Here is a 24,830-nt window from a genome sequence, read left to right as displayed (position 1 = left end):
GTCTCAGGTGCGTACGTGCAGCCGCGGCAGGGCATCAACCAGCGGTGCCAGCTCCGGAATGGCCAGAGCGTCTTCGAGGGCGCGTTCCAGGGTGGCGTCGTGCACGGGCCGCGCTTCCGCGAGCAGGCTGCTTCCGCTGGCGGTGAGCTCAGTGTAAATACCGCGACGGTCGTCGTCGCACAGGATCCTGGTCAGCAGGCCGCGGTCCTCCAGCCGGTTGACCAGCCGGGTGGTTGCGCTCGGGCTCAGCGCCGTGGCCCGCGCCAGCTGCTGCATCCGCATGTGCCACCCGTCCTGCCGGCTGAGGGCATCGAGGACCGTGTATTCCACCACGGAAAGTTTGGACTCTGCCTGGAGTCCGCGTTCGAGTTCGTTTTCAATCAGTCCGTGCAGGGCGGCCAGGGTGCGCCAGCCCTGGGCCCTGACCTCGACGGCGTCGTCCTTGATGCCCATGGATGCTCCTTCGGGGGTGGCTGTACGCCATCAGTTAGGGGTGGACAGAGATAGTTGCTTGCGCGGTATATTTGCATGTGCAACAATAAATACCGCGCCTGCAACTATCTTAGGCGTCATCCCTTCTTCGGGACAACCACACCTAACCGCTCAAAGGAGCACTCTTATGCCTGTTGGCCTGATAGCACTCGCCTTGGGAGGCTTCGGCATCGGACTCACCGAGTTTGTGATCGCCGGCCTGCTTCCACAGGTGGCAGCCGATTTTGGGGTCAGTGAGGCCTCTGCCGGCTGGTTCATTTCCGGCTACGCGCTGTCCGTGGTGGTGGGCGCACTTGGCCTCACCGCGGCCGTCACCCGTTTCCCGCGCAAGCCTGTCCTGGCAGGACTGCTGGTCCTGTTCATTGCCGGCAACCTGCTCTCCGCCACGGCGGACGGTTACTGGGCCATGATGCTCGGGCGTGTCATCGCGGCGCTTTCGCACGGCGCCTTCTTCGGGATCGGAGCTGTGGTGGCGGCCGGCATGGTTCCGCCCAGCAAGAAGGCGGGGGCCATCGCCCTGATGTTCACCGGGCTGACCGCTGCAAACGTCCTGGGCGTCCCGTTCGGTACCCTGCTGGGCCAGGCCGCGGGTTGGCGGGCCACCTTCTGGGCCATCACCGTCATTGGCGTGGCCGCGCTCGCAGGCATCCTGGCACTCGTCCCCTCCCGGGCTGGTGAAACGGAAGGAGCGGCCAGCCTCCGCTCCGAACTGCGCGCCTTCCGTTCCGGCCAGGTATGGCTGTCCATCGTGGTGACCATCCTGGGCTTCGGCGGCATGTTCGGTGCGTTCACCTACATCGCCTACACCCTCACCGAGGTCTCCGGATTTGCTGCATCCACCGTGCCGTGGCTGCTCATCGTCTTCGGCGTTGGCCTCTTCGCCGGCAATACCCTGGGCGGCAAGGCGGCCGACCGCAACGTGGACCGGACGCTGCTCGTGGTGCTCGCCGTGCTGACAGTGGTCCTGGCGGCCTTTGCCCTGACGGCCGTGAATCCCGTCCTGACGGTGATCTCCCTGGTCCTCATGGGCGGCTTCGGCTTTGCCACCGTCCCGGGCCTGCAGATGCGGGTCATGAAGTACGCGCCCGGTGCCCCCACCCTGGCATCCGGCGCCAACATTGGTGCCTTCAACGTGGGCAACGCCCTGGGCGCCTGGCTTGGCGGGGTCACCATCACCGCGGGCTTCGGCTACACCTCGCCCATCTGGGCCGGCGCGCTGATCACCCTGCTGGGCGTTGCCGTCATGGCGTTTGCCGCGGCAGCGGCCAGGAAGGGCGAAGAACGCAGCAGCGACCGGGTCGCGGTCCAGGCCGGTGAGGAACTGGTCAGCCGCTAAGGGCGCCTATGCCCCGAACGGGAGCCGGGGATCCACGTCCTGGTTCTCCCAGGTCTGCCGCACCCACCCGTGATGCGGGTCGTCGCTGATCAGCCACTCCCGCACGGGTCCGGGGCCGGCCATGACATTCAGGTAATAGAGGTCGTACCCCGGCGCGGCCATGGCGGGCCCGTGCCAGCCATAGGGGACCAGGACCACGTCGCCGGTGCGCACCTCCGCCGCCACGTCGATGGGCCGCTCATCCGAGGCGTAGACGCGCTGGTAACCGATGGCATCGGCGTCGGAGGGTGATCCGGAGGCCGCCGCCACCTGGGTTTCGAAATAGTAGATCTCCTCAAGGGCGGTCTCGCCGTCCTTCTCCTCGTCGTGTTTGTGGGGAGGGTAGGAGGACCAGTTGCCGGCGGGGGTAAGGACCTCGCAGACAATGAAACGGTCCGCCTCCAAGGATGCGGGGGTACCAAAGTTGTGGACCTGGCGCGAGCAGTTGCCCGCGCCGCGCAGTTCAACCGGCGTTTCCGCGGCGGTCACCAGGCGGGTGGGGTACGAGGCACTGGCCGGGGCGGTGGCAACGGCCACGCGGCCGCCGTCGGACGAGCTGATGCTGACGGCGCGCCCAATGCCGGAGTAGAGCACGTCCGTGGGGCCGGAGAATACGGAGGGGCGGCCGTTCAGCGGGAATTCCGTTCCGTCCACCGTCACGGTGAAGGACCCGTTGAGGGGCACGACGATCCGTTCCTCATCCCCGGCGGAGAGTTCGACGGCGGTGCCCGCGGCCAGGGTGGCGACCTTCAGGCCGGTGTGCGCCCAGCCGTCCACGGCCAGGGTTGAATCCGACGTTCCGATGGAAACATCCCACGAGCCGTCGGTGGCGGCGCCCAGGGGGTAGACCCAGTTGGTCATGGAGGTGGCTCCTTGGGATTATCGCTGGACGAGTGTCATTTCGAAGCTGTACGAATCGGCGCGGTACACGTGGTGGCCGGTTTCCACCCGGCGGCCGGTATCGTCCACCGCGGTGCGTTCCATCGTCACCAGTGCCGAGCCCGCAGAAGTGTCCAGCATGGAGGCCTGGTAGTCATTGGCGGTCATGGCGCCGATGCGCTGGTTGGCCAGCCGGAAGTTCACGCCGCCGCGGCGAAGGATCGAATAGAGGCCCTCAGCCTTGAGCATGGCCTCGTCCATCTCAGCAATATCGTCCCGCACCCAGTTCTCCATCAGGGCCAGCGGCTTGCCGGCCACCCGCCGGAGCCGGGTGAAGTGGTACACCTTGGACCCCGCGGGAAGCTGCAGCGTGGTGATCGTGGCGTCGTCCGCCTCCAGGTGCGAGAAGCTCAGCACTTCCGTGGTGGGTTTCTTGCCGTTGTTGCTGAGGTCGTCATAGAGGCTGGAAAGCTCCAGGGGCCGGCGGACCTGGCTTGAGACCACCTGCGTTCCCACGCCCCGCTTGCGGACCAGCAGGCCGGAACGGACCAGTTCATCCATGGCTTTGCGCATGGTGGGCCGGGAAAGATTGAGCTGGGCCGCAAGGTCGATCTCGTTGTCCAGCCTGCTGCCGGGCTCCAGTACTCCGCTGTAGATTGCTGCCTCGATGCCCTGGACCACCTGGTGGTACAGGGGTACGGGGGAGGAGCGGTCGATGGTGAGTCCCAGGTTGTTCGCCACGGTGCGTTCCCTCGTCTTCGGTGTCTGCGCCTCCGGCCAGGATGGCGGCGGCGCCAGCGGACGCTGTGCCGCTATATGTTCGCTTGATAGGACATACTTCCTTCCTCGATCGTAGCAGCCAGGCTGCCGCGGTCAAGAGGGCAGCCTCCGCAGCAGCAGGCTATGTCGTTGAAGTCTATTGTGCTGACAATAAGACTTTGATCTGTGGAGAAAGGGCCGTGCTCCGGCGACCGAGGTGTGCTCGCCGGGCGCCCCTGCGCCGCCCCCAAGGCTGCGGTGCTTGGCCTAGGCTGACTCCATGACCTGGACTTCGCTGAACGGCACCGCGGGGCAACACCCATGAATTTCGCCGGAAGCCTTGGCCCCCGCCCCCGCAACCTTGAGGTCCAGGACCTTGCCAGCTTCGACCGCCTGGTCTCCGGCGGTGCGGTCAATCTGCACGGCTGGCACGCCCAGTCGCTGGATCTCCGTGGGCGGTCGGCGGCACTCACGCACGTCAGCGTCGAAGGCGCGATGTTCCTGGGCTGCACGTTCGACGACGGCATGGAAGCCACCCTCCGCAGCCGCGGCGCCCTGATCTTCCCCCGTTTGGAGGGCGTCCCATTCGATCCCTACCGCGCCACGCTCTATACCCCGGCCGAACTTTACGAGGGGCTGGCAGCCGCGCCCTACGAAGAGTTGCCGGATGCGCGCATCTACCACTGGAGCATCCAGCGCGGCCAGCGGCACCGCGTGGATGCCACGCTGGCGTCAGCGCTGCATGATCACTCGATCGGCGACGCGCTGGATGAGCTGATCCGGTCCGGAGCCTGGCCCCGCCGCTCGATCGTCGGCGTGATGGGCGGCCACGCAGCGCCCCGCGGCAGCGGGGAGTTCGCGGCTGCGGCCCGGCTGGGCAGGCTGCTGGCCCTCGACGGCCACTCGGTGGCCACGGGCGGCGGCCCCGGCGCCATGGAGGCAGCGAACCTTGGGGCGTACCTCAGCCGGGCGTCCGACGGCGACCTGCTCGCGGCGCTTGATACGCTCGCCGCTGTTCCGGGGTTCCGTCCCTCGGTGTCGGCGTGGGCGCGTGCGGCGGCAGCCGTCGTCGAACGCCATCCGGGCGGGACGCCGTCGCTGGGGATCCCCACCTGGTTCTACGGGCACGAACCGCCCAACTACTTCGCCACGCACATCGCCAAATACTTCGCCAACTCCATCCGCGAGGCCATCCTGCTGGAACTGTGCCACGGGGGGATCATTTTCCTGCCAGGTGCCGCCGGAACCGTGCAGGAGATCTTCCAGGACGCCTGCGAGAACTACTACGGTGCCCGCGAGAAGGTGGCTCCCATGGTGCTGGTGGGGCGGCGCCACTGGGGGCAGGAGTACCCGGCCTGGCCCATGCTCCGGAGCCTCGCCGCCGGCCGCGCCATGGCGGACTACATCCACCTCGTTGACACGGCGGAGGAAGCAGTGGAGGTCCTCCGACAGCGCTGAGCACCGCCGGAGGACCTCCGGGAATGATTGTCCGCTGCTGTTAGCCGACGGCGGTGCCGAAGAGCAGGCCCAGCAGGTACGTTATGGCTGCAGCGCCCAGGCCGATGGCCAGTTGCCGCAGCCCGCGGGTCAGCGGGGACGTGCCGGACAGCAGGCCCACGGCCGCGCCGGTTGCCAGGAGCGCGATGCCCACCAGGGCCCCCGCCACCACCAGGGCTGCCACGCCGGTCAGGCCGAACAGGAACGGCAGGATGGGGATGATGGCGCCGGAGGCGAAGAAGCAGAAGCTGGACAGCGCCGCCCCCCAGGCGGTGCCCACGGCCTCGTGCTGGTCCTCTTCCTCCGCGAGCTCCGGCTGCAGGGACAGGCTGGGATCGCAGTCGCAGGACAGCTGGCCCGTGCGCTCGGCCACCCGGTGCTCTGCCGCCTCGCGGGTCATTCCCCGGGCCAGATACACCAGGAGCAGTTCGTTGTTTTCGAGGTCAAGCTTGGGGGCGGCCGCCAGCGTGACCTGGGTGGGCCGGGTGGCGGCCAGCAGTTCGCGCTGGGAGCGGACGGAGATGAATTCGCCGGCGCCCATGGACATGGCACCGGCCAGGAGGCCGGCGATGCCGCTGAGCAGCACTACGCTGCTGGCAACGCCGGACGCCGCCATACCCATGACCAGGGACAGATTGCTGACCAGGCCATCGTTCGCGCCGAAGACTGCAGCGCGGAAGGTTCCGGCCAGCCGGTTGCGGCCGCGGGTCGCCAGGCCCCGCACCACTTCTTCATGGATCTGCTCATCGGCGGCCATGGCGTCGGTGGCGTTGGGGTCCTTGGCGTACGGGGAGCGGCCTTCGGCGCGCTGGGCCAGGGCCAGGACGAACACGGAGCCGAAGTGGCGGGCCAGGAATCCGAGGAAGCGGCTCCGGGCGGAGGCCCGCCTGGGCTTGCCCGCGTGGTCGCCAAGAAGTGCCAGCCAGTGGGCCTCGTGCCGGCCTTCGGCTTCAGCCAGGGCCAGGAGGATGGCCCGCTCCTCGCCCTCGCGGTTCTGGGCCAGGTCCCGGTAGACAGCTGCCTCGGCACGCTCGTCGGCCAGGTATTGGCGCCACCGCTTGATGTTCGCTGCGGAGGGCTGGGATGGGCCGGCAGCCTCCGGGGGCATGGCATGGGATGGGGACTGGGCGTGCTGTGACACTGAAACTCCTGTGCTGGAAAGGGCATGTACTCGCGCCTTTGCCCTGCCAGCCTACTGCGGATTTCCGCGGATTTTTGGCTGGCAAACCTCGCTGGAAAGTTTCGGTTGACCTTAAAACTGCGGCGGCCGGCGTCCCCGCAGAAGGCGCCGCTGAGGCTATTGACCCGTCCGCCCGGACGGTGCTGTGATGAGGGTGTGGCGCAGGCTGCGCCTTCCCTGGAAGAGCACGTCAGGCGAATAAACGGAGGTTGAATCATGGGTATCACCGGACAGCACCCGGACATGCCGCACCTGGACGCCGTGGAAGCGGACCCCGCCTACGACTACGCTGAGGATTCACCGGTAGATGACGCGGACTGGGACACGGAGGACGGGTCCATCGACCAGGAGGAGCCGGTAGTCCGGCCGACGCCGGTGGTTATCGACGCCGAGGACCGCGAGGTCCCCCTGGACGACGACGGGCACAGCACGGGGGAGTAGGACTGACGACGCCGGCACCTCCTTCCGCGTGAGGGCGGGAGGACGTGCCGGCGTCGTACTTCAATGCCTGCTGGTCAGCGGCCGGCGAAGACGTCCTCGGGAGTCCCTTCCGTCGCCTGGCCTGCGACGCGGCGCTGCCAGGCGCGCATGACCGCGGGATCCGTGGGGCGCGTAAGAAGTGAAGCGGCCACGTAGACAATGGCCGAGGTGAGCAGGCCGTAGTAAATGGGTTCGTTGGCGTAGATGCCGTCCAGCGGGACCTCGGCGTTGACCTCCAGGATGATCATGGTGCCAAGGGTGACCACGGAACCGACAGTCATCGAAGCAGCGGCGGCGATGCCGGTTCCGCGCTTCCACACCAGGCCGCCGAGAATGGCCACCAGAAGGCCGCCCACCAGGATGTCGTACGCAATGGTCAGGGCGGCCACAACGTCCTTGGTGACGATGGCGATGACAATGGCCACGATGCCCAGGCCCAGCACCCAAAGCCTGTTGGCTTTGACGTCGTGCTCCGGGTTCTCGGTGTCCCCGGTGTTGACGGTCTTGCCGAACCACCCGGCCACGAAGGGCAGTACGTCGGCGCGGGCAACGGTGGCAGCAGCGATCAGCGCTCCGGATGCGGTGGACATCATGGCCGCCACGGCAGCCGCCAGGACCAGTCCGCCAATGCCGATGGGCAGGATGTTCTGGGCAACCTCGGCGTAGACGTCGTCCTTGGCGGCGATCTTGACATTGGACAGTGCGACGTTCGCTGCCATGCCGATCAGGGAGCCGGCAACACCGTAGAGGATGCAGTAGATTCCGGCCGTGGCCCCGCCCCAGCGGGCCACCTTGGGGGTCTTGGCGGTGAATACGCGCTGCCAGATGTCCTGGCCGATCAGCAAGCCAAGGGTGTAGACCACAAAATAGGTGATGATCGTCTGGATGCCGATGCCGTCAATCTGGAAGAAGCTGGCATCCACCCGGCTGCGGATCCCGTCCAGGCCGCCGGCGGCGTTCAGTGTAAAGGGCAGCATCAGGAAGAAGATGCCAACAGTTTTGATGACGAACTGGACCTGGTCGGCCAGCGTGATGGACCACATGCCGCCGATGGTGGAGTACACCAATACGATGGCGCCGCCGATGGCGATGGCCAGTGCCCGGTCAAGGCCGAAGAGAACGACGAAGATGGTGGCGTAGGCGCCGGTGGAGGTGGCGCAGAGCATCAGGGTGTACGCCAGCATGACAATGCCCGATGCCTCGGTGGCCCGGCTTCCGTAGCGGAGCGTGAGCATCTGCGACACCGTGTAGATCTTCAGCTTCTGGATGGTCCCGGCAAAGAGCAGGCTCAGGAGCAGGACGCCCGCGCCGATGGCCACCACCAACCACATCCCGGAGATGCCGAATTTGTAGCCGAGCCCCACGCCGCCCACGGTGGATGCCCCGCCCAGGACGACGGCAGCCATGGTGCCGGTGTAGAGGAACGGGCCAAGGCGGCGGCCGGCTACCAGGAAATCGCTGTTGTTGCGGGTGCGGGACTTGCCCCACCAGCCAAAGGCCAGCATGGCGAGGAGATACACCGCCACAATGGCGATGTTGATGGCGCTTGCATCCATGAGGGGCTCCTTGGAGCTGTTGGGGCCGGGGGTGGAACCGTGCGCGGGAACGCCCGGAACCGCCGCGGACAAATACGGGGAACGGTTCTTAAATTGCCTTATAGGCAACAGGAGTTTCCAAAGACTAGGGTGTGACGTGGCTGACAGTCAAGAAGGGCGGCCCGGCAGGCGGCGTGGTGTGGCATGCGCGTGTCACAAAAGCGCCGCCGATTAGGATGGCTCCAGAGTTGAGCCGGACTGCCGGCCATGAAAGGTTCGTAGATGAAGGCACTGCCAGTTGAGCCGAGCAATGTCCCCGTTGCCATCGGCTCCAGGATCCGGGCCGCCAGGCAGTCCCAGCGGCTCACCATTGAGCAGGTGGCCGACGCCACGGGGCTGACCAAGGGTTTCCTCAGCCGCGTGGAGCGGGACCTGACGTCGCCGTCGGTCGCTTCGCTGGTGACACTCTGCCAGGTGCTGTCCATTTCCATCGGCGACCTGTTTGTTGCGCCGGAAACCCACCTCACCAAACGGAATGACGGTCCGCGGATATCGCTGGGCGGCGAAGGGATTGTGGAGCGGCTCTTGACCGCCCGCTCCGAGCGCCGGGTCCAGATCATCCAGGCGGTGATCGAGCCGCACGGCCGCGGTGAGTCCGAGCTCTATGCCGTGGACTGCGACGTCGATGTGCTGCATGTGGTCAAGGGGTCCATCAAGCTGATCCTCACCAATGAGGAATACGACCTTGATACGGGCGATACTGTGACGTTCCCGGGCCGCGAACCCCATACCTGGGTCAACCCCACGGACAAGCCGGTCGAGGTGCTCTGGGTCCTGGTACCCGCCGCGAGCCGCTGACCCGCCAAGTGCGCGCACCTGCCGGCCTCGGTCCGGCGTCACGTGGCGCACTCTTTTACCGGCGTCCCGCCAGGCTTCCCGCTGGAATCCGGGCTTCCTGTGGCTTCCGGCTGCCCAAAACGTGCCCTGCTTGACGGGGGTATCCCAGTGCGGTCATGATCTGGTAAACAACCGATGCCCATTGGAAAACCTGGGTGTATGATGGCAGTCACACAGTCCCTCAACTCCTCGAAGGAGAGGCCTCCATTGGAAGAGCTGCGCATTGAAGCCAACGGCAACCTTGGCCCCATCGATTCATCCCGGATTCCCCGTTACGCCGGAGCCGCCACGTATGCGCGCCTTCCCCGGCTGGACCAGGTAGCCACAGCCGATGTGACAGTGGTGGGCGTGCCGTTCGATTCGGGCGTTTCCTACCGTCCGGGTGCCCGGTTCGGCGCGAACCACGTCCGCGAGGCCAGCCGGCTGCTCCGCCCCTACAACCCTGCCTGGGACGTCAGCCCGTTCGAGAACATCCAGATGGCCGACGCCGGGGACATGGCCGTCAACCCGTTCAACATCAACGAAGCGATTGAGACCATCCAGCAGAATGCCCTGGACCTCACGGCTGCCGGCAGCAGGCTGCTGACCCTGGGTGGCGACCACACCATCGCCCTCCCGTTGCTGCGCGCTGCCGCCGAACGCGCCGGCGGACCCATCGCCATGCTCCACTTCGACGCCCACCTGGACACCTGGGACACGTACTTCGGCGCCGAATACACCCACGGCACCCCCTTCCGCCGCGCAGTGGAGGAAGGCATCCTGGACACTGAGGCCATCAGCCACATCGGCACGCGCGGCCCCCTGTACGGCAAAAAGGACCTCGACGACGACCACCGCTTTGGGTTCGGCATCGTCACCTCCGCGGACGTCTACTACCGGGGTGTCCTGGAAACGGTGGCCAAGGTCCGCGACCGCATCGGCAACCGTCCGCTCTACATCTCGGTGGACATTGACGTCCTGGACCCGGCACACGCCCCCGGCACGGGTACCCCCGAAGCCGGCGGCATCACCAGCCGTGAACTCCTGGAGATCATCCGGGGCTTCCGCGGCATGAACCTGGTGGGCGCCGACGTCGTCGAAGTGTCCCCTGCCTATGACCACGCCGAGATCACCGGCGTGGCCGCCAGCCACGTCGCCTACGAACTGGTCACCCTCATGGCGGACAACGCCGTGCCCGGCAACCGGTTCGGGGCGGAGACCGGGTACCAGGCCCAGGCGCTCGGGCAGGAATCCCTCCGGCCGGCCGGCTTCGCCGCAGCCGGCAAGGAGTAGGGCCGTGGCGGACGTCGGCGCCGCCCCCGCCCCGGGGCAGGGGAGCGGCGTGCGCAACGGTGGGGACCTCGTCGTCGAGACCCTCGAAGCGCTGGGTGCCAAGACCGTCTTCGGTATCCCGGGCCAACACGCACTGGGACTCTTCGATGCCATGGGCCGCGGCAACCTCCAGTTTGTCTCCTCCCGGGTGGAGAACAACAGCGCCTTCGCGGCGGACGGATACTCCCGTGCCACCGGAGAGGTGGGCGTCCTGTTCCTCTCCACCGGCCCCGGCGCGCTGACCTCGCTGGCCGGACTCCAGGAGGCCTACGCCACCGGCGTGCCCATGGTGGTGGTGGCCAGTCAGATCCCCCTGGAGGGCCTGGGCGCCCGGCGCAAGGGCATGCTGCACCAACTCGATGACCAGAAAGCCTCTGCCGCCAACGTCACCAAGAGCCAGCGGCTGATCCAGCACGCCTCCGGCATCCCGTCGGCCATCCAGGACGCATGGACGGAGGCCATCTCATCCCCGCAAGGCCCGGTGTGGCTCGAGATCCCGCAAAACGTCCTGCTGGACCCCATCATGGTGCCGCCCGTGGAGGATGCCCTGGCCGAAGCGGCGGACAACCCGCCGCGGGTGGAACTGGTGCGCGAGGCCGTCAAGTGGCTGGAATCAGCCGAGCGCCCGGCCATCATCGCCGGCGGTGGAACGCGCCGCGGCAAGGCGGAGAAGTCGCTGCTCTCCATCGCGGAGAAGCTGCGCGCCCCCGTCATCTGCACCCCTGGCGGCAACGGTGCGTTCCCCTGGAACCACGGGCTGTCCCTGCAGTCCTGGATCGAGGACCGCTACATGACCGACCTCCTGGAGGATGCGGATGTCCTGATAGTCATCGGATCGTCCTTGGGTGAGGTCACGTCCAACTACTTCACCTTTGAGCCGCGCGGCCGGATCATCCAGATCGACGCCGAACCCCGGGTGCTGGAGTCCAACCGGCCAGGCCTGGGCATCCGCGCTGACGCCGGCCAGGCGCTCGCGGCACTGGATGCAGCCCTTGAGCCGGGCGGGACCACCACGCCGGACTGGCACGGCAGCACCCCGGAAGAACTGGTTCAGCAGACGCTTGCGAAAGTCCGGGCCCGGCTGGAATCACAGGACCTGGCCAAGGAATTGACGTTCATGGCGGACATCCGCGAGGCCGTGCCGGCGGACATGCAGACGTTCTGGGACATGACCATCGCCGCCTACTGGGGCTGGTCATGCTGGGACGCCCGTGAAGGGCAGTTCCACTCGGCCCAGGGTGCCGGCGGACTGGGCTACGCGTTTCCCGGGGCCATCGGTGCCGCCGTAGGGCTGGAGACGCTGGGCAGGCCGGGCCGGGTCCTGGCCGTCTCCGGTGACGGTTCGTCCATGTACTCCATCGCGGAACTTGCCACCGCCAGGCAGCACAATGTGCCGGTCACCTGGCTGATTGTTGACGACGGCGGCTACGGCATCCTGCGCGAATACATGGTGGGCGCCTTCGGCAAGGCGACCGCCACCGAGCTGGCCAGGCCGGATTTCGTCAAGCTTGCCGAGTCCTTTGGCGTGCCGGCAACCCGAGTGGCCCCCGAGGATGTGGGGGACGCGCTCCGGGCGGGGTTCGCTGCCGACGGGCCGAACGTCGTGGTGGTGGAAACCCTCCTGAAGATGTTCGGACCCACCCATTTGTCACCCTGACCCGATCCCGAACAGGAGAGCTCCCTTGCCCACCGGACCATGTCCGGGCGGCGGGGGAGCTTTCCTTTTTATCGCCGGCTCAGCAATAACTTCGTTTCCCTAAGCAACCTTTTGCTGATACAGTTGCTTGCAGCAACTAATTCTTAGGGAGCATCATGTCTGTCGCACCGGCCACCGCAGCCGACCTCGTCAGCCACATCTATGACCTCCAGCGCGCACTGCGCTGCGTCACCATGGTTAACGTCAAAGGCCAGGACACCGGCATCGCCCTCCAGGGCGTACTCAGGTTTATCGGCGAAGGGGAAACCCGCGCAGCCCACCTGGCTGAACGGCTGGGGGTCAGCGCGCCGGTGCTCAGCCGGCATGTTGCCGAACTGGCGGACGCGGGGCTGGTGCTCCGCACCCCGGATCCGGACGACGGCAGGGCCCAGCTGCTGGCACTTTCCCCGCGGGGCAAGGAAAGGCTGGCAGAACTGGTGCGGCACCGCGCGGAGACTTTGCAGGCGTACCTCGCCGACTGGAACGAGGACGACGCCGCCGCAACAGCGGCCATGCTGAACAAGCTCACCGCATCCCTCAAGAATTCCATCCGGGCAAGGGCGGCCGGAACCACCACCGAACACACAACGCAGGAGTCCATCAATGGCTAACGTCACCGCCGCCGCGGACCAGGAGCAGGAGCGCCAGCGCGAACGCACCGCCAGACAGGAATCGCGGCAATCCAAACGCCACGAGCCCGGTGCGCCCATGAACCACCGGCAGATCATGGAGGCCCTGACCGGCCTCCTCGCTGCTTTCTTCACCGCAATCCTCAGCAGCACCATCGTGGCCAACGCGCTGCCCACCATCATGTCCGAGCTCAAGGGCACCCAGACGGACTTCGCCTGGGTCATTACAGCCGCACTGCTGGCCAACGCAGCCACCACTCCCATCTGGGGCAAGCTCGCCGACCTCTTTGACAAGAAGGTCCTGGTCCAGCTCAGCATCGTCATCTTCGTGGCCGGCTCGGTCATGGCAGGGTTCTCCGAAAGCATCCCGTTCCTGCTCACCGCCCGCGTGATCCAGGGCATCGCCATGGGCGGCCTCACAGCTTTGGCGCAGGCCATCATCGGCTCCATCATCCCGCCGCGTGAACGCGGCAAGTACTCCGGCTACATGGGTGCCGTCATGGCTGTGGGCACCGCCGGCGGCCCGCTGCTGGGCGGCTTTATCGTGGACAGCTCGCTGGGCTGGCGCTGGACGTTCTTTGTCTGCGTGCCGCTGGCCGTCGTCGCCCTGATCCTGCTCCAGGTCACGCTGAAGATCCCGCACGTCAAGCGCCCCGCCAAGATCGACTGGGTCGGCTCCATCCTCCTGACCTCCGGCGTCAGCCTGCTCCTGATCTGGGTTTCGTTCGCCGGCAAGGCCGACTACTACGACTGGTGGTCCTGGCAGTCCGTTGTCATGGTGGGCGGCGGCATCCTGCTCCTCGCGCTCCTGGTCCTGGTTGAATCCAAGGTGTCAGCACCGATCATCCCGCTGAAGATCATCTCGGAGCGGACCACGGCGCTGGCCATCGTGGCATCCGTGGCCGTCGGCGTTGCCATGTTCGGTTCCTCCACCTTCCTGGGCCAGTACTACCAGGTGGCCCGCGGTGCCACCCCCACCGAAGCCGGCCTGCTGACCCTGCCCATGATCGCCGGCAACCTCATCGGCTCCGTCGCCTCCGGCCAGCTCATCAGCCGGTACGGCAAATGGAAGCGCTTCCTGATCGGCGGCACCATCCTGCTGATCGGCGGCCTTGCGCTCGCCGGAACCATGGACCACACCACCGAACTCTGGCTGACCGGCCTCTACACCGGTATCTTCGGCGTCGGCCTGGGCATGCTCATGCAGAACCTGGTCCTCGCCGTCCAGAACACCGTCCAGGCCAAGGACATCGGCTCCGCCAGTGCCTCCGTGGCTTTCTTCCGCTCCGTCGGCGGCGCCATCGGCGTCTCCGTCCTGGGCGCCGTCATGGCCAACCACGTCAAGGACCTGGCCACCGACGGACTCTCCAAGCTGGGCATCCAGCCCGGCGGCAACAGTGGTGCCACGCTGGACCTCAAGGACCTGCCCGCGCCGGTCGCCGACGTCATGCGGGCCGCCTACGGTGACGCCACTGCCGGCATCTTCATGATCTCCGCGGTTGTGAGCGCCGTAGCCCTTATCGCCGTGATCTTCATCAAGGAAGTTCCGCTGCGCAAGACGGTGGACATCACCCCTGAGGCCAGGCTCCAGGCCAACGCCGCCGGTGAAGCGGGGATGACGGCCATGACCGGCCAGGTGCCCGTAGTCTCCGCCGCCGTGCCGGACAGGGGCGCTCCGGCCGGAGCACCAGGCGGACGCAGTGCCTCACATGTGGCCGCGGCCCCCGCAAAGGTGTACGACGGCGGTGCTGCCGCTGCAACGGCAGCGTCCGGCAGGATTGCCACGGATGACTTCGAGGAAGCCTTTGCCAGGAGTTTCCGCTCCGAGGAGCTGGACCTGCGTTCAGCCGACAACGTGGACAAGGCTGCCGATGCGATCGCCAGTGCCGCGGTTACCCTGCAGAAGCTGCAGGACACGCAGCACCTGCTGGCCCGGCAGCAGGCCGAACTGGGCACGCTGGTCCTGGACATGCAGGAACAGCTTCGCTCCCAGCAGGAGGTGGCTGCCAGCCAGGCCGCCACGGCTGCCGAGCTTGGCCGGATGCAACGCAAGCTCCTGAAGGAACGCAAGGTCCAGGCGGCAGCCGCGCTGTACCTGGCCGGGCGCGGCAAGCACAGTGCCGCAGCCCCGCCTGCCACACCGTCCGCCGGTGCCGCCCAGGAACCGGGCCAGGGACTGTAACCGGCCTCCCTTGCCGCCCCGGCGGCAAGGCACTCCTGGTGGAACCCGCTGATCACAGCGGGTTCCACCAGGAAAAGATGCGTGCGCATGGCCCAATTGTCGGTGGCCATTACTAGAGTTGAGTCCATGCTCCTCACCCTCATACGGCGCTACTCCAAACCGTATATGTCATACATCCTGGCTGTGCTGGTCTTCCAGCTCGCATCCACCATCGCGGCGCTGTACCTCCCCAGCCTGAACGCCCAGATCATTGACCAGGGCGTCGCACGCGGGGACACCGATTTCATCTGGCAGACAGGCGCGGTGATGCTCCTGGTGGCCTTCGTCCAGGTGGCCGCGGCCATCGCGGGCGTTTACTTCGGCTCCCGGACAGCCATGGCGGTGGGCCGGGACCTGCGCCGGGCCGTTTTCGGCAAGGTCACCAGTTTTTCCGCCAAGGACGTCAACGCGTTTGGCGCCCCCACGCTCATCACCCGGGGCACCAACGACGTCCAGCAGGTGCAGATGCTCCTCCTGATGGGGTTGAACTTCATGGTGGCCACCCCCATCATGTGCGTCGGCGGCATCATCATGGCGCTGCGCGAGGACCTCAACCTGTCCTGGCTGGTCTGGGTGTCGGTCCCGCTCCTCGCCGTGGTGGTGGGTTACCTGGTGGTCCGGCTCATGCCGCTGTTCCGCACCATGCAGCGGAAGATCGACCGGATCAACGCCGTCCTGCGCGAACAGATCATCGGCATCCGGGTGGTGCGGGCTTTCGTGCGCGAACCGTATGAAACAGAGCGCTTTGGCGGGGCCAACAAGGAACTCACGGACGTCTCGCTCCGCATCGGCGCCCTGTTCGTCCTCATGTTCCCGGCCATCAGCATGATCCTGCACCTGTCCACGGCCGCCGTGCTGTGGTTTGGCGGGCAGCGGGTGGACGCCGGTGCCATGCAGGTGGGGTCGCTGACGGCGTTCCTGCAGTACCTGCTGCAGATCCTGATGGCCGTCATGATGGGCACCTTCATGGCCATGATGATCCCGCGTGCCTCCGTATGCGCCGACCGCATCGGCGAGGTGCTCGACGTCGAGCCCTCCATCCACGATCCCCTGAGCCCCGAGGCCCCGGCATCCCTGGCCGGCGTGGTGGAGTACCGCGATGTGACCTTCGCCTACCCCGGCGCCGAGTCGCCGGTGCTCAGCAACATCAGCTTCACGGCCCGGCCGGGCCAGACCATCGCCATCATTGGTTCCACCGGCGCCGGCAAGACCTCCCTCCTGTCCCTCCTGCCGCGGCTGTACGACCCCGTGGCAGGCCAGGTGCTGCTGGACGGTGTGCCCGTGGACAGGCTTGACCGGGCCGAGATCACCAGGCGGGTGGCACTGGTGCCGCAGCGGCCCTACCTGTTCTCCGGCACCATCGAACACAACCTGCGGTTTGGCAAGACCGAGGCCACGGACCAGGAACTGTGGGACGCCCTGCGGGTGGCCCAGGGGGAATCCTTCGTCCGTGAGAAGAAGAACGGCCTGGACGCCCGTATTTCCCAGGGCGGCACCAATGTTTCCGGCGGCCAACGCCAGCGGCTCTGCATTGCGCGCGCCCTGGTGACCAAGCCGCGCGTCTACCTCTTCGATGACTCCTTCTCCGCCCTTGACGTCGCCACTGACGCCCGGCTGCGTGCCGCGCTCAAGGAAACCACCAAGGACGCCACGGTGATCATCGTGGCCCAGCGCATTTCCACCATCACCGAGGCGGACCAGATCCTGGTGCTGGACAACGGGCGGATCGTGGACCGCGGTTCGCACGAGGAACTCCTGGAAACCTCGCCCACCTACCAGGAAATTGTCGAATCCCAGTTGAGCGTGGAGGAAGTGGCATGAGCCCCCGCAGGAAAGACTCCGCGTCCGTGGAACAGGCCACGCCGTCCGCCCCGCAGGACGAGGACTTCCTCGAGGAGGAGTTCACGCCCTCCGAGGCAGACGGGGACATGTTTGGCGGCATGCCCGCCAAGAAGGCCCAGCACTTCTGGCCTTCCGCGAAACGCCTCATGGGCCTGTTGCAGCCGGAAGCCATGGGCATCTACGCGGTGGTGGGCCTGGTGGTCATCTCCGTCGTGCTGAACGTCATCGCCCCCAAGATCCTGGGGCAGGCCATGGACGTCATCTTCGCCGGCGTGGTGGGGAAGCAGCTGCCTGCCGGTGCCAGCAAGGAGCAGTTCGTGGCAGGCCTGCGCCAGCAGGGCCAGGAGAACTTCGCGGACATGGTTTCCAGGATGGAGCTGGTACCGGGCACCGGCATCAACTTCAGCAAGCTCAGCATGCTCATCGCCGTCGTCCTGCTCATGTACTTCGTGGCCAACATCTTCATGTGGCTCCAGGGCTACGTGCTGAACCGCATCGTCATGAAAGTGATCCGGCGGCTCCGCGACGATACTGAAAGCAAACTGAACCGGCTGCCGCTGAACTACTTCGACACGCGGCAGCGAGGCGACGTGCTGTCCCGCGTGACCAACGACGTCGACAACATCCAGCAGGCCCTCCAGCAGGCGTTCGCGCAGCTGGTGAACTCCGTGCTGACCGTGGTGGGCATCGTCATCATGATGTTCATCGTCTCCTGGCAGCTGGCACTGATCGCACTGGTCGCGCTCCCGCTGTCCGGGGTGGCGGCCGGACTGATCGGAGCCCGGAGCCAGAAGCTGTTCGCAGCCCAATGGAAGAACACCGGCTCCTTGAACGGCCAGATCGAGGAATCCTTCTCCGGCCATGACCTGGTCCGCGTCTTCGGCCGGGACGCTGACATGCTGGCCCGGTTCGAGGAACGCAACGAGGCACTGTACAAGGCAAGCTTCGGAGCCCAGTTCGTCTCCGGAATCATCTTCCCCGTCATGCAGTTCGTGTCCTACCTAAGCTACGTGGGCATCGCCGTGGTAGGCGGACTCCGGGTTGCCTCCGGTGCCATGTCGCTGGGCGATGCCACCGCGTTCATCCAGTACTCCCGCGAGTTCACCCAGCCGCTGGGCCAAATGGCCGGCATGGCCAATATGCTCCAGTCAGGGGTGGCGTCCTCGGAACGGGTCTTCGAATTCCTGGACGCCGACGAACAGGACACCGAAACCGCCACGGAACACCTGCCGGCCAAGACCGACGGGCACGTGGACTTCAGGAACGTCACCTTCAGTTACACCCCGGACAAGCCGCTCATCGAGAACCTGTCCTTCACGGCGGAACCGGGCAACACCGTGGCCATCGTCGGGCCCACGGGAGCCGGCAAGACCACCCTGGTGAACCTGGTGATGCGTTTCTACGAACTGACCTCGGGCTCCATCATGCTGGACGGCGTGGACGTCACCCACCTCAGCCGCTCCGAACTGCGCTCCAAGGTGGGCATGGTCCTGCAGGACGCCTGGCTGTTTGGCGGCTCCATCTACGACAACATCCGGTACGGCAACCTTGAGGCCACTGAGGAGCAGGTCATGGCGGCCGCCAGGGCAACGTTCGTTGACCGCTTCGTCCGCGCCCTCCCGGAGGGGTACAACACCGTCATTGACGAAGAGGGCAACAACGTCAGTGCCGGCGAGAAGCAGCTGATCACCATTGCCCGCGCGTTCGTGGCCAACCCCTCGCTGCTGATCCTGGACGAGGCCACCAGTTCCGTGGACACCCGCACCGAGCTCCTGGTGCAGAAAGCCATGGCGGCGCTGAGGTCGGACCGGACCAGTTTCGTCATTGCGCACCGGCTTTCCACCATCCGGGATGCCGATACCATCCTGGTTATGGAGAACGGACGAATCGTTGAACAGGGCAGCCACCACGGGCTGCTCGCTGCCGGCGGGGCGTACCACCGCCTCTACATGTCGCAGTTCGCGGGCGCGGACGCCGGGGACCTGCCGGTGGACGATTCGACGGCGGTGCACAGCTGAGCGCGCACGGAGGCCAGTGGATCCAGGTGCTGGTGCCCATGCGCTGGGGTGACATGGATGCCTACGGCCACATCAACAACGTCCAGATCGTACGGATGCTGGAAGAGGCCAGAATCGCAGCCTTCGGCCCGCCGCGAGGCGCTGGCCTTCCCGGCGTCGAACCGCCGGTTTCACTGTTCAACGACGTCCCTGAGGGCACCCTTGCCCTGGTGGTGGACCACAAGATCCGGTACGTCCGCACGCTGGAGTACCGCAATGTGCCAGCTGTGATCCAGGTCTGGATCGGTGCCGTCAAGGGCGCCAGCTTCGACATCCACTACCTGCTCCAGGACCCCGTCACGGGGGAGGACTGCGTGAAGGCGAGCAGCCATCTGGCATTCGTGGACGAAGCCACGGGCCGGGTGCAAAGACTCAGCCAGGAGCAAAAAGACCGGATGGCCCCCTACAGGCACTAAGACTCTGGACCGGACTGCACCGGACCCAGTGGACTGGAACCACCTCGTACAGCGAAAGGAAGCCTTCATGGCCAACAACAAGAACCGCACCCGGAAGAAGAAGACCTGGAAGGAGATGTCACCTTCAGCCAAGGCGGGCACCATCGTGACCGCATTGGTGCAGGTGTCCCTGCTGGTGGCAGCGCAGCGGGACATTTCCCGGCGCCCGGCGGAACTGATCAACGGGCCCAAGGCCGCGTGGCGGGCAGCGTCTTTCGTGAATTTCATCGGTCCCATGGGGTACTTCATCTTCGGACGGAAGCACACCGCCTCCGGCAAGTAGCCTCACCCGGGAGCAGCACGGCCAGGCATCGCGGAGCCGCCGTCCGGCTCCACCCTGTAAATTTGACTGCATGACCCCCACCGCCACTTTTGCCATGACCCGCGCCCTCGGCATCTCCCGGGAGATTGAGGACGCGGCGTGGTTTGTGCTGGGTCCGGGCCTCCAGGGCAAGGCCTCGCCCCTGGACGGCCGCACCAGGACGTGGTCTGTTCCGGCGGCGGCGGAGCTGCTGGACCGGCTGGAACGCGGCTTCGCGGACCCCAAGGCCCCGATGATGACTAACCTCCGCGAAAACTTGCAGGGTGCCACCCGCGGGGCCAAGCAGCTGGCCGTGGAACTGCTGTTTCTGCAGTCCCTCCCGCTGGCCCACGAAGTGAAGTCACTCAAGGTCAAGCGGGCTCGCGTGGCCGAGGCCGCCGGCTGGCTGGAACCGCCGCTGGAGCTGCCCGAAGAGCTGTACGCCGGGATGACCGACCACGGCGTGATCCGGGACCGGACCGCCGAATTCAACTGGACCATCTGGGACCACCTGAAATGGCTGTGCCGGTTCGTGCGGAATGTTGCCCAACGGCCGGCCGCCGTGGTGCAGGCAGCCATCAAGGATCCCCTCCAGTTCCACCGCCTCGCCGCATCAACGCCGGACGACCAGCCCGCCATCCGCCGAAGCATCGAGTTCCTGGCGTGGCCCAGCTACTTCGAGCCCGTCGTGGCGGATGTGGAGCGCCAGGAAATCAGGGACGCCTTCGCCTCCCTGGTGGGCGGGGCCAACGGCGAGGGCGAAGAGGACATCACCGCAGATATCCACCGCATCCGCCTGCACCTGGACGAGCAGGCAGGCCAGCGCATCGACTGGTACTCCCGCCAGCTGGTCAGCCAATGGCGCAAGGTGGGCGACCCCGGCCGCCGCGCCTGGCTGCTCCGGACGCACAGCGACCATGCCGAGCTGCTCACCGCCTGGCACGGCGAAGAAAAGGTGACCCTCGACGTCGAACATCTGCGCACACTGGACCCGGGCGTCACCGCCGGGCTGGTGCAGCACGCCGTGGACGAGGACTACAAACACCTTGGCTACGTGGAACGCGAGGACACCAAAACCGCCGTCTTTGCCTTCCTGACCGTCATGAAGCCCGGCGACCTGGTGCTTTACCAGCACAACGGAACCGTACGGCTGGGCGGCGTCCTGGGGGAGCCCGAGTACAACGACGGCAACCGGCGCCTGCGCCGCAAGGTGCGCTGGTTCGACGACGGCCACACCACCACCAGCCTGCCCCGGCATGTCCAGCGCCAGCTCGCCACGCCGGGCATCGTGGTGGACGTGACCCGCGTGGTCCAGGCGCTGCAGTCGCTGCTGCCGGCCGAGGCGGAAACCGAGCCCGACGGCGACACGGACGGTGCCGCCGTCGTTCCCCCGGTGCAGGAGGGTTTCCGGCCGCTGACGGAGGAATTCGCGGCCTCGCTGCACATGGATCTGGAACCCCTCCAGGAGATCGCGGACCTGCTGGAGGAGAACCGCCAGCTGGTCCTCTTTGGCCCTCCCGGCACGGGAAAGACCTACTTGGCCAAGCACGTCGCCGCGGAACTGGCGCACGACACGACGGATGAACGCGTCAAGCTGGTCCAGTTCCATCCGTCCTATGCCTACGAGGACTTCTTCGAGGGCTACCGGCCGGACAAGACCGATGAAGGCCAGGTGTCCTTCAAGCTGGTGGCCGGTCCGCTGCGCCGGCTGGCGGAGGAAGCTGCCAAGCCGGGGAACGAGAAGAAACCGTATTTCCTGATCATCGATGAGATGAACCGCGCCAACCTGCCCAAGGTGTTCGGCGAGCTCTACTTCCTGCTCGAATACCGTGATGACCGGATCTACCTGCAGTACAGCCCCAACGAGCCGTTCACGCTGCCGGACAACCTCTACATCATCGGCACCATCAACACCGCCGACCGGTCCATCGCCATGATGGACGCCGCCATCCGCCGCCGATTCTCCTTCATCGAACTGCACCCGCAGACGGAGCCGGTCAAGGGTTCCCTGCTCCGGTTCCTGAAGGCCCGCCAGCTGGATACCACCCCGGCGCTCCTGCTGGACGCCCTCAACGGGGCAATCGATGAGTGGGACCGGGACCTGATGATCGGCCCGTCATACTTCATGAAACCGGCCGCCCAGACCCCTGCCGGGCTGCGCCGGATCTGGAAGTACGAGCTCATGCCGCTGCTGGCGGAGCACTACCATGGCCAGCTGACGCGGGCCCAGCTGGAGGAGCGGTTCGGGCTGGACCAGCTGCTGGGACGCATTGCAGCGCGCTGACCTTAGGGCGGCCGGAACTCCAACCGGCCCAGCGCGGCACCTGGCCCTGGACGAGCTGTCCGGCGGGCTGGTGGAGCGGCTGGATGCGCCCAGCGCTTCTTTTGTGAACTCCAGCGGCCTGGCCAAGGCCTCGCCCATGGGCCTGGGGCTGTACAGGATTGAGCCGGTGGGCAAGGTGGGCTCGGTGCGCACCCCTACCGTCCAGCTGGATGTCCGGCCCAAAGACAGGCTGGGGCTGAGCCGTTTGCTGTTCCTGCTCAGCTATGCGGGGGAGCAGGGCTTCCGGCCGGACCCGGTGGCTGCGCATGAGGACCGCGACCTGTGGAGCGCGCTCGCGGAGTCACTGGCCCAGCTTGCTGAACGGGCGCTGGGCCGCGGTGTCCTGCAGGGCTACCTCACCGTTGACGAGTCCCTGCGCACGGTGAAGGGCCGCATCCGGATATCGGACCAGATTTCCCGGCGACCCGGCATGCTGGTGCCACTGGAAGTTTCCTATGACGAGTTCACCGAGGACATCGCCGAAAACCGCATCCTGCGCGCCGCGCTGGACCGGATGGGACAGGTGCCCGGGGTCCGCCCGGCGGTGCTGGGCCGGCTGCGCACGCTGCAGGGAAAGCTCGACGCCGTGACGCGTCTTCCAGCGGGCGCCCCGGTGCCGCCGTGGAAGCCCACCAGGATGAACCTGCGCTATCACGCCGTCCTGCGCCTGTCCGAACTGGTCCTGCGCAACGCCTCCGCTGAAGCGGGTGAGGGCAGGCAGCAGACGGCGTCGTTCGTGGTGGACATGGCGCAGGTGTTCGAAGACTTCGTGGGAACGGCGCTGCGCAGTGCCATGGCGGCATACCCAGGGGAGCTGCGGCTGAGGTACAACGCCCTCCTCAGCGAGGCGGTGCGCGATTCCGACCGGCTGTCCGTGCGCCCGGATGCCGTCCACATGCTTGGTGGCCGGCCGGTGGTGGCCTACAACGCCAAGTACCGGGCGGCGTCGGATGCCGGCGCGTCGCTTACCGCCGACCATTACCAGATGCTGGCCCACTGCACCGCGCTTGCCGTGCCCACCGCCTGGCTGGTTTACGCCGGCAGGGGCGAGATGAAACTGCGCCGCATCCTGAACACGGACATCGACATCGTGGAGTTTCCGCTGGACCTCAGCCAGCCGCCGTCGGCCATCCTGGCGGACATCAAGGAACTTGCCTCCCAGTCCTGGGGTGAAGTGGTCAGGACGGCTGCACCGGCACCCGGAAGGTAAACGTCGTCCCCTCGCCCAGCGTGCTCTCGACGTCGATGGTTCCGCCGTGGGCTTCGACGATCGCCTTGCTGATGGGCAGGCCCAGGCCGACGCCCGGGATGGCGGTCCGCCGGACGTTGCTGGTGCGGAAGAACTTGGCAAAGACCTCGGAGGCGTCCTCCGGGCTCATGCCCATGCCGGTGTCCGTGACCCGGCAGGCCACATGGCCGTTTTCCCGTGCCAGCGACACCACGACCTCGCCGCCGTCGGGGGAGTATTTGATTGCATTCGATACCAGGTTGTCCAGGACCTGGGAGATCCTGGCGCTGTCCACGCGGGCCTCCAGCCGCTCCGGGGTTTCGGTCCGCAGTTCGACGCCCGCGGCGGCTGCGCGCGGCAACGCAGAGGACACGCTGCTGCGCACCAGTTCGGCGACGTCCACCGCTTCCGGCGAGACGATCAGCTGGCCGTTCCGGCTCGCCAACAGGTCTGACACCAGCGTCAGGAGGCGCTCGGAATTGCGCCGGATGATCTCCAACATCTCCTGCTGGGACTCGTCCGGATCGTCGGCCAGCAGGATCTCCACGTAGCCCAGGATGGACGTCAGCGGGGTGCGGAATTCGTGCGAAACGCTGGAGACGAAGTCGTCCTTGGCCGTCAGCGCGTTCATCAGGTCCGTGACGTCGCTGAAGACGATCACCGAGCCGGTGAACTTGCCGTCGGAGTCCTTCATGGCGCGGGCTGTGGTCACGAGTGCTCGTTGGTCCTTCCCGTCACCGAGCCAGACCAGATAATCGGTAAAGGTTTCCCCCAGGACAGCGCGGCGGACCGGACGCTCGTGGACGGGCATGAGGGTTTTGCGGTCCGGACCGTAGACCAGCAGCTGGGATTCGTTGGGGTCGGCAATATTCTTTGGGCGGGCCAATTCATGGTTTGCCCGCTGCTTGCGGTTCATCAGGACGTCGTGGCCGTCGGCATCAACAGCCAGGACCCCCAGGTGCACCGTATCCAGCACAGTGTTCAGCAGCGATTCCTGGCGTTTGCTGGTGCGAAGGTTGGCCCGCAGCTGTTCGTCCTTTTCCTCCAGCTGCTTCTGCTGGCGCATCATGCTCAACGTCAGGACACTGACTGACACGCCAATGCCCAGCATCATGACGGGCAGCAGCAGTGAACGGGCGAAGTCCTGCGGCGTTGAGTTCCCCTTGAAGAACAGTGGCAGCCAGATGATGGCCAGCGGGCCCAGGAAGGAGAACCACAGTGCGGCCCGCGGGTAATACCCGGATGCGCAGAGCCAGATAACCGGGAACACGGCCAGCAGGCTGATTCCCGTCAGGCTGTCCTGACCGCCTTCCCTGCCCGCAGCGATGGAGATGAAATCCAGGAGCGGGATAATCAGGAAGCTGGTGAACGGCAGCCGCTCCCAGGGGACGGTGTAGCACAGTGCCATGATGGCCAGCTGTGAAACGAGGAACGCGATGAACAGCGGATTGCCCATCGTGGTCGGGAAGAATCCCCACACCAGCACTGCCGTCAGGATGGTGGTCACGAACAGCGGCATCTGGCTCATCGCTACCCGGTCCGTCAGCCGGTACTCATGGAAGGGCCGTTTGAAAAGCCGCAGCCTTCCCGCGGACCAGGGGGTGGGGTCGCTCATGGTGCGGAGGACGCGGACGGTGGGGTGTGCGGGACCATACCAGCAGGATATCCGCAGC

At 66.4% G+C, this 24,830-nt stretch carries 20 protein-coding genes; 14 read left to right on the top strand and 6 right to left on the bottom strand.

Annotated features, from left to right (window positions below):
* Positions 1-3: 3 nt before the first annotated feature.
* Entirely contained in the window at positions 4-453 is a 450-nt protein-coding gene (locus HNO81_RS08195) for a MarR family winged helix-turn-helix transcriptional regulator (protein ID WP_175317627.1), read from the bottom strand.
* 166 nt (positions 454-619) lie between these two features.
* Here HNO81_RS08195 and HNO81_RS08190 point away from each other — a divergent pair, with 166 nt between their 5' ends.
* A complete protein-coding gene (locus HNO81_RS08190; RefSeq protein ID WP_175317626.1) occupies positions 620-1,828 on the top strand; it encodes an MFS transporter in 1,209 nt (402 codons plus the stop codon).
* A 6-nt stretch (positions 1,829-1,834) separates the two neighbouring features.
* Here HNO81_RS08190 and iolB read toward each other — a convergent pair whose 3' ends face one another.
* Both iolB and HNO81_RS08180 read right to left on the bottom strand, forming a co-directional pair.
* On the bottom strand, positions 1,835-2,728 hold the full coding sequence (iolB, locus tag HNO81_RS08185) for a 5-deoxy-glucuronate isomerase (protein ID WP_175317625.1): 894 nt from the start codon (positions 2,726-2,728) through the stop codon (positions 1,835-1,837).
* A gap of 18 nt (positions 2,729-2,746) precedes the next feature.
* Entirely contained in the window at positions 2,747-3,487 is a 741-nt protein-coding gene (locus HNO81_RS08180) for a GntR family transcriptional regulator (RefSeq protein ID WP_175317624.1), read from the bottom strand.
* Between the two features lie 339 nt (positions 3,488-3,826).
* On the opposite strand from HNO81_RS08180, the gene HNO81_RS08175 reads away from it, so the two are divergent.
* Positions 3,827-4,963 (top strand): LOG family protein, encoded by a 1,137-nt coding sequence (locus HNO81_RS08175; RefSeq protein WP_175317623.1) that lies wholly within the window; start codon positions 3,827-3,829, stop codon positions 4,961-4,963.
* A gap of 40 nt (positions 4,964-5,003) precedes the next feature.
* On the opposite strand, the gene HNO81_RS08170 is transcribed toward HNO81_RS08175, so the two are convergent.
* Positions 5,004-6,143, bottom strand: coding sequence for a VIT1/CCC1 family protein (locus HNO81_RS08170; RefSeq protein WP_175317622.1), 1,140 nt, complete (start codon positions 6,141-6,143; stop codon positions 5,004-5,006).
* A gap of 255 nt (positions 6,144-6,398) precedes the next feature.
* Between HNO81_RS08170 and HNO81_RS08165 the strand changes: the two genes are divergently transcribed.
* Entirely contained in the window at positions 6,399-6,623 is a 225-nt protein-coding gene (locus HNO81_RS08165) for a hypothetical protein (protein ID WP_175317621.1), read from the top strand.
* Between the two features lie 74 nt (positions 6,624-6,697).
* Here the strand turns inward: HNO81_RS08165 and HNO81_RS08160 are convergent, their stop codons facing one another.
* Positions 6,698-8,218 (bottom strand): sodium:solute symporter, encoded by a 1,521-nt coding sequence (locus HNO81_RS08160; protein ID WP_175317620.1) that lies wholly within the window; start codon positions 8,216-8,218, stop codon positions 6,698-6,700.
* A gap of 261 nt (positions 8,219-8,479) precedes the next feature.
* Between HNO81_RS08160 and HNO81_RS08155 the strand changes: the two genes are divergently transcribed.
* The 11 genes from HNO81_RS08155 to HNO81_RS08105 all read left to right on the top strand — a co-directional run bounded on the left by HNO81_RS08155 (position 8,480) and on the right by HNO81_RS08105 (position 23,139).
* Positions 8,480-9,055, top strand: coding sequence for a helix-turn-helix domain-containing protein (locus HNO81_RS08155; protein ID WP_175317619.1), 576 nt, complete (start codon positions 8,480-8,482; stop codon positions 9,053-9,055).
* A 246-nt stretch (positions 9,056-9,301) separates the two neighbouring features.
* On the top strand, positions 9,302-10,366 hold the full coding sequence (gene speB, locus HNO81_RS08150) for an agmatinase (protein WP_175317698.1): 1,065 nt from the start codon (positions 9,302-9,304) through the stop codon (positions 10,364-10,366).
* A gap of 4 nt (positions 10,367-10,370) precedes the next feature.
* The gene (locus HNO81_RS08145; protein WP_175317618.1) at positions 10,371-12,062 is read left to right on the top strand and encodes a thiamine pyrophosphate-binding protein; all 1,692 of its coding nucleotides are present in this window, start codon (positions 10,371-10,373) and stop codon (positions 12,060-12,062) included.
* 155 nt (positions 12,063-12,217) lie between these two features.
* The gene (locus HNO81_RS08140; RefSeq protein ID WP_175317617.1) at positions 12,218-12,712 is read left to right on the top strand and encodes a MarR family winged helix-turn-helix transcriptional regulator; all 495 of its coding nucleotides are present in this window, start codon (positions 12,218-12,220) and stop codon (positions 12,710-12,712) included.
* Positions 12,705-14,912, top strand: a complete 2,208-nt coding sequence (locus HNO81_RS08135) for an MDR family MFS transporter (RefSeq protein ID WP_175317616.1) — start codon at positions 12,705-12,707, stop codon at positions 14,910-14,912. The genes HNO81_RS08140 and HNO81_RS08135 overlap by 8 nt, the downstream gene beginning before the upstream one ends.
* A gap of 126 nt (positions 14,913-15,038) precedes the next feature.
* Positions 15,039-16,772: an ABC transporter ATP-binding protein gene (locus HNO81_RS08130; RefSeq protein ID WP_175317697.1), complete on the top strand. Its 1,734-nt coding sequence runs from the start codon at positions 15,039-15,041 to the stop codon at positions 16,770-16,772.
* Complete coding sequence (locus tag HNO81_RS08125) at positions 16,769-18,811, top strand: ABC transporter ATP-binding protein (protein WP_305791422.1); 2,043 nt, start codon at positions 16,769-16,771, stop codon at positions 18,809-18,811. Before HNO81_RS08130 ends, HNO81_RS08125 begins: the two co-directional genes overlap by 4 nt.
* A gap of 38 nt (positions 18,812-18,849) precedes the next feature.
* Positions 18,850-19,266 carry a thioesterase family protein gene (locus HNO81_RS08120; RefSeq protein WP_175317615.1) on the top strand — a complete coding sequence of 139 codons (417 nt, stop codon included), beginning with the start codon at positions 18,850-18,852 and terminating at the stop codon, positions 19,264-19,266.
* Positions 19,267-19,333: 67 nt separating this feature from the next.
* On the top strand, positions 19,334-19,588 hold the full coding sequence (locus HNO81_RS08115) for a PLD nuclease N-terminal domain-containing protein (RefSeq protein WP_175317614.1): 255 nt from the start codon (positions 19,334-19,336) through the stop codon (positions 19,586-19,588).
* Between the two features lie 70 nt (positions 19,589-19,658).
* Positions 19,659-21,890 carry an McrB family protein gene (locus HNO81_RS08110; protein WP_175317613.1) on the top strand — a complete coding sequence of 744 codons (2,232 nt, stop codon included), beginning with the start codon at positions 19,659-19,661 and terminating at the stop codon, positions 21,888-21,890.
* Positions 21,877-23,139, top strand: a complete 1,263-nt coding sequence (locus HNO81_RS08105; RefSeq protein WP_254703372.1) for an McrC family protein — start codon at positions 21,877-21,879, stop codon at positions 23,137-23,139. The genes HNO81_RS08110 and HNO81_RS08105 overlap by 14 nt, the downstream gene beginning before the upstream one ends.
* Here the strand turns inward: HNO81_RS08105 and HNO81_RS08100 are convergent.
* A complete protein-coding gene (locus HNO81_RS08100) occupies positions 23,108-24,772 on the bottom strand; it encodes a cell wall metabolism sensor histidine kinase WalK (protein WP_175317612.1) in 1,665 nt (554 codons plus the stop codon). The two genes, HNO81_RS08105 and HNO81_RS08100, sit on opposite strands and share 32 nt — an antisense overlap.
* Positions 24,773-24,830: the final 58 nt, after the last annotated feature.

It is taken from the genome of Pseudarthrobacter sp. C4D7 (genome assembly GCF_013359725.1).
Classification (GTDB): domain Bacteria; phylum Actinomycetota; class Actinomycetes; order Actinomycetales; family Micrococcaceae; genus Arthrobacter.
This window is presented reverse-complemented; position numbering and strand designations above follow the sequence as displayed.

Coding starts and splice junctions, on each gene's coding strand:
- HNO81_RS08195 (WP_175317627.1), bottom strand. CDS start 453: ATGGGCATCAAGGACGACGCCGTCGAGGTCAGGGCCCAGGGCTGGCGC.
- HNO81_RS08190 (WP_175317626.1), top strand. CDS start 620: ATGCCTGTTGGCCTGATAGCACTCGCCTTGGGAGGCTTCGGCATCGGA.
- iolB (WP_175317625.1), bottom strand. CDS start 2,728: ATGACCAACTGGGTCTACCCCCTGGGCGCCGCCACCGACGGCTCGTGG.
- HNO81_RS08175 (WP_175317623.1), top strand. CDS start 3,827: ATGAATTTCGCCGGAAGCCTTGGCCCCCGCCCCCGCAACCTTGAGGTC.
- HNO81_RS08165 (WP_175317621.1), top strand. CDS start 6,399: ATGGGTATCACCGGACAGCACCCGGACATGCCGCACCTGGACGCCGTG.
- HNO81_RS08160 (WP_175317620.1), bottom strand. CDS start 8,218: ATGGATGCAAGCGCCATCAACATCGCCATTGTGGCGGTGTATCTCCTC.
- HNO81_RS08155 (WP_175317619.1), top strand. CDS start 8,480: ATGAAGGCACTGCCAGTTGAGCCGAGCAATGTCCCCGTTGCCATCGGC.
- HNO81_RS08140 (WP_175317617.1), top strand. CDS start 12,218: ATGTCTGTCGCACCGGCCACCGCAGCCGACCTCGTCAGCCACATCTAT.
- HNO81_RS08135 (WP_175317616.1), top strand. CDS start 12,705: ATGGCTAACGTCACCGCCGCCGCGGACCAGGAGCAGGAGCGCCAGCGC.
- HNO81_RS08130 (WP_175317697.1), top strand. CDS start 15,039: ATGCTCCTCACCCTCATACGGCGCTACTCCAAACCGTATATGTCATAC.
- HNO81_RS08125 (WP_305791422.1), top strand. CDS start 16,769: ATGAGCCCCCGCAGGAAAGACTCCGCGTCCGTGGAACAGGCCACGCCG.
- HNO81_RS08120 (WP_175317615.1), top strand. CDS start 18,850: ATGCGCTGGGGTGACATGGATGCCTACGGCCACATCAACAACGTCCAG.
- HNO81_RS08115 (WP_175317614.1), top strand. CDS start 19,334: ATGGCCAACAACAAGAACCGCACCCGGAAGAAGAAGACCTGGAAGGAG.
- HNO81_RS08110 (WP_175317613.1), top strand. CDS start 19,659: ATGACCCCCACCGCCACTTTTGCCATGACCCGCGCCCTCGGCATCTCC.
- HNO81_RS08100 (WP_175317612.1), bottom strand. CDS start 24,772: ATGAGCGACCCCACCCCCTGGTCCGCGGGAAGGCTGCGGCTTTTCAAA.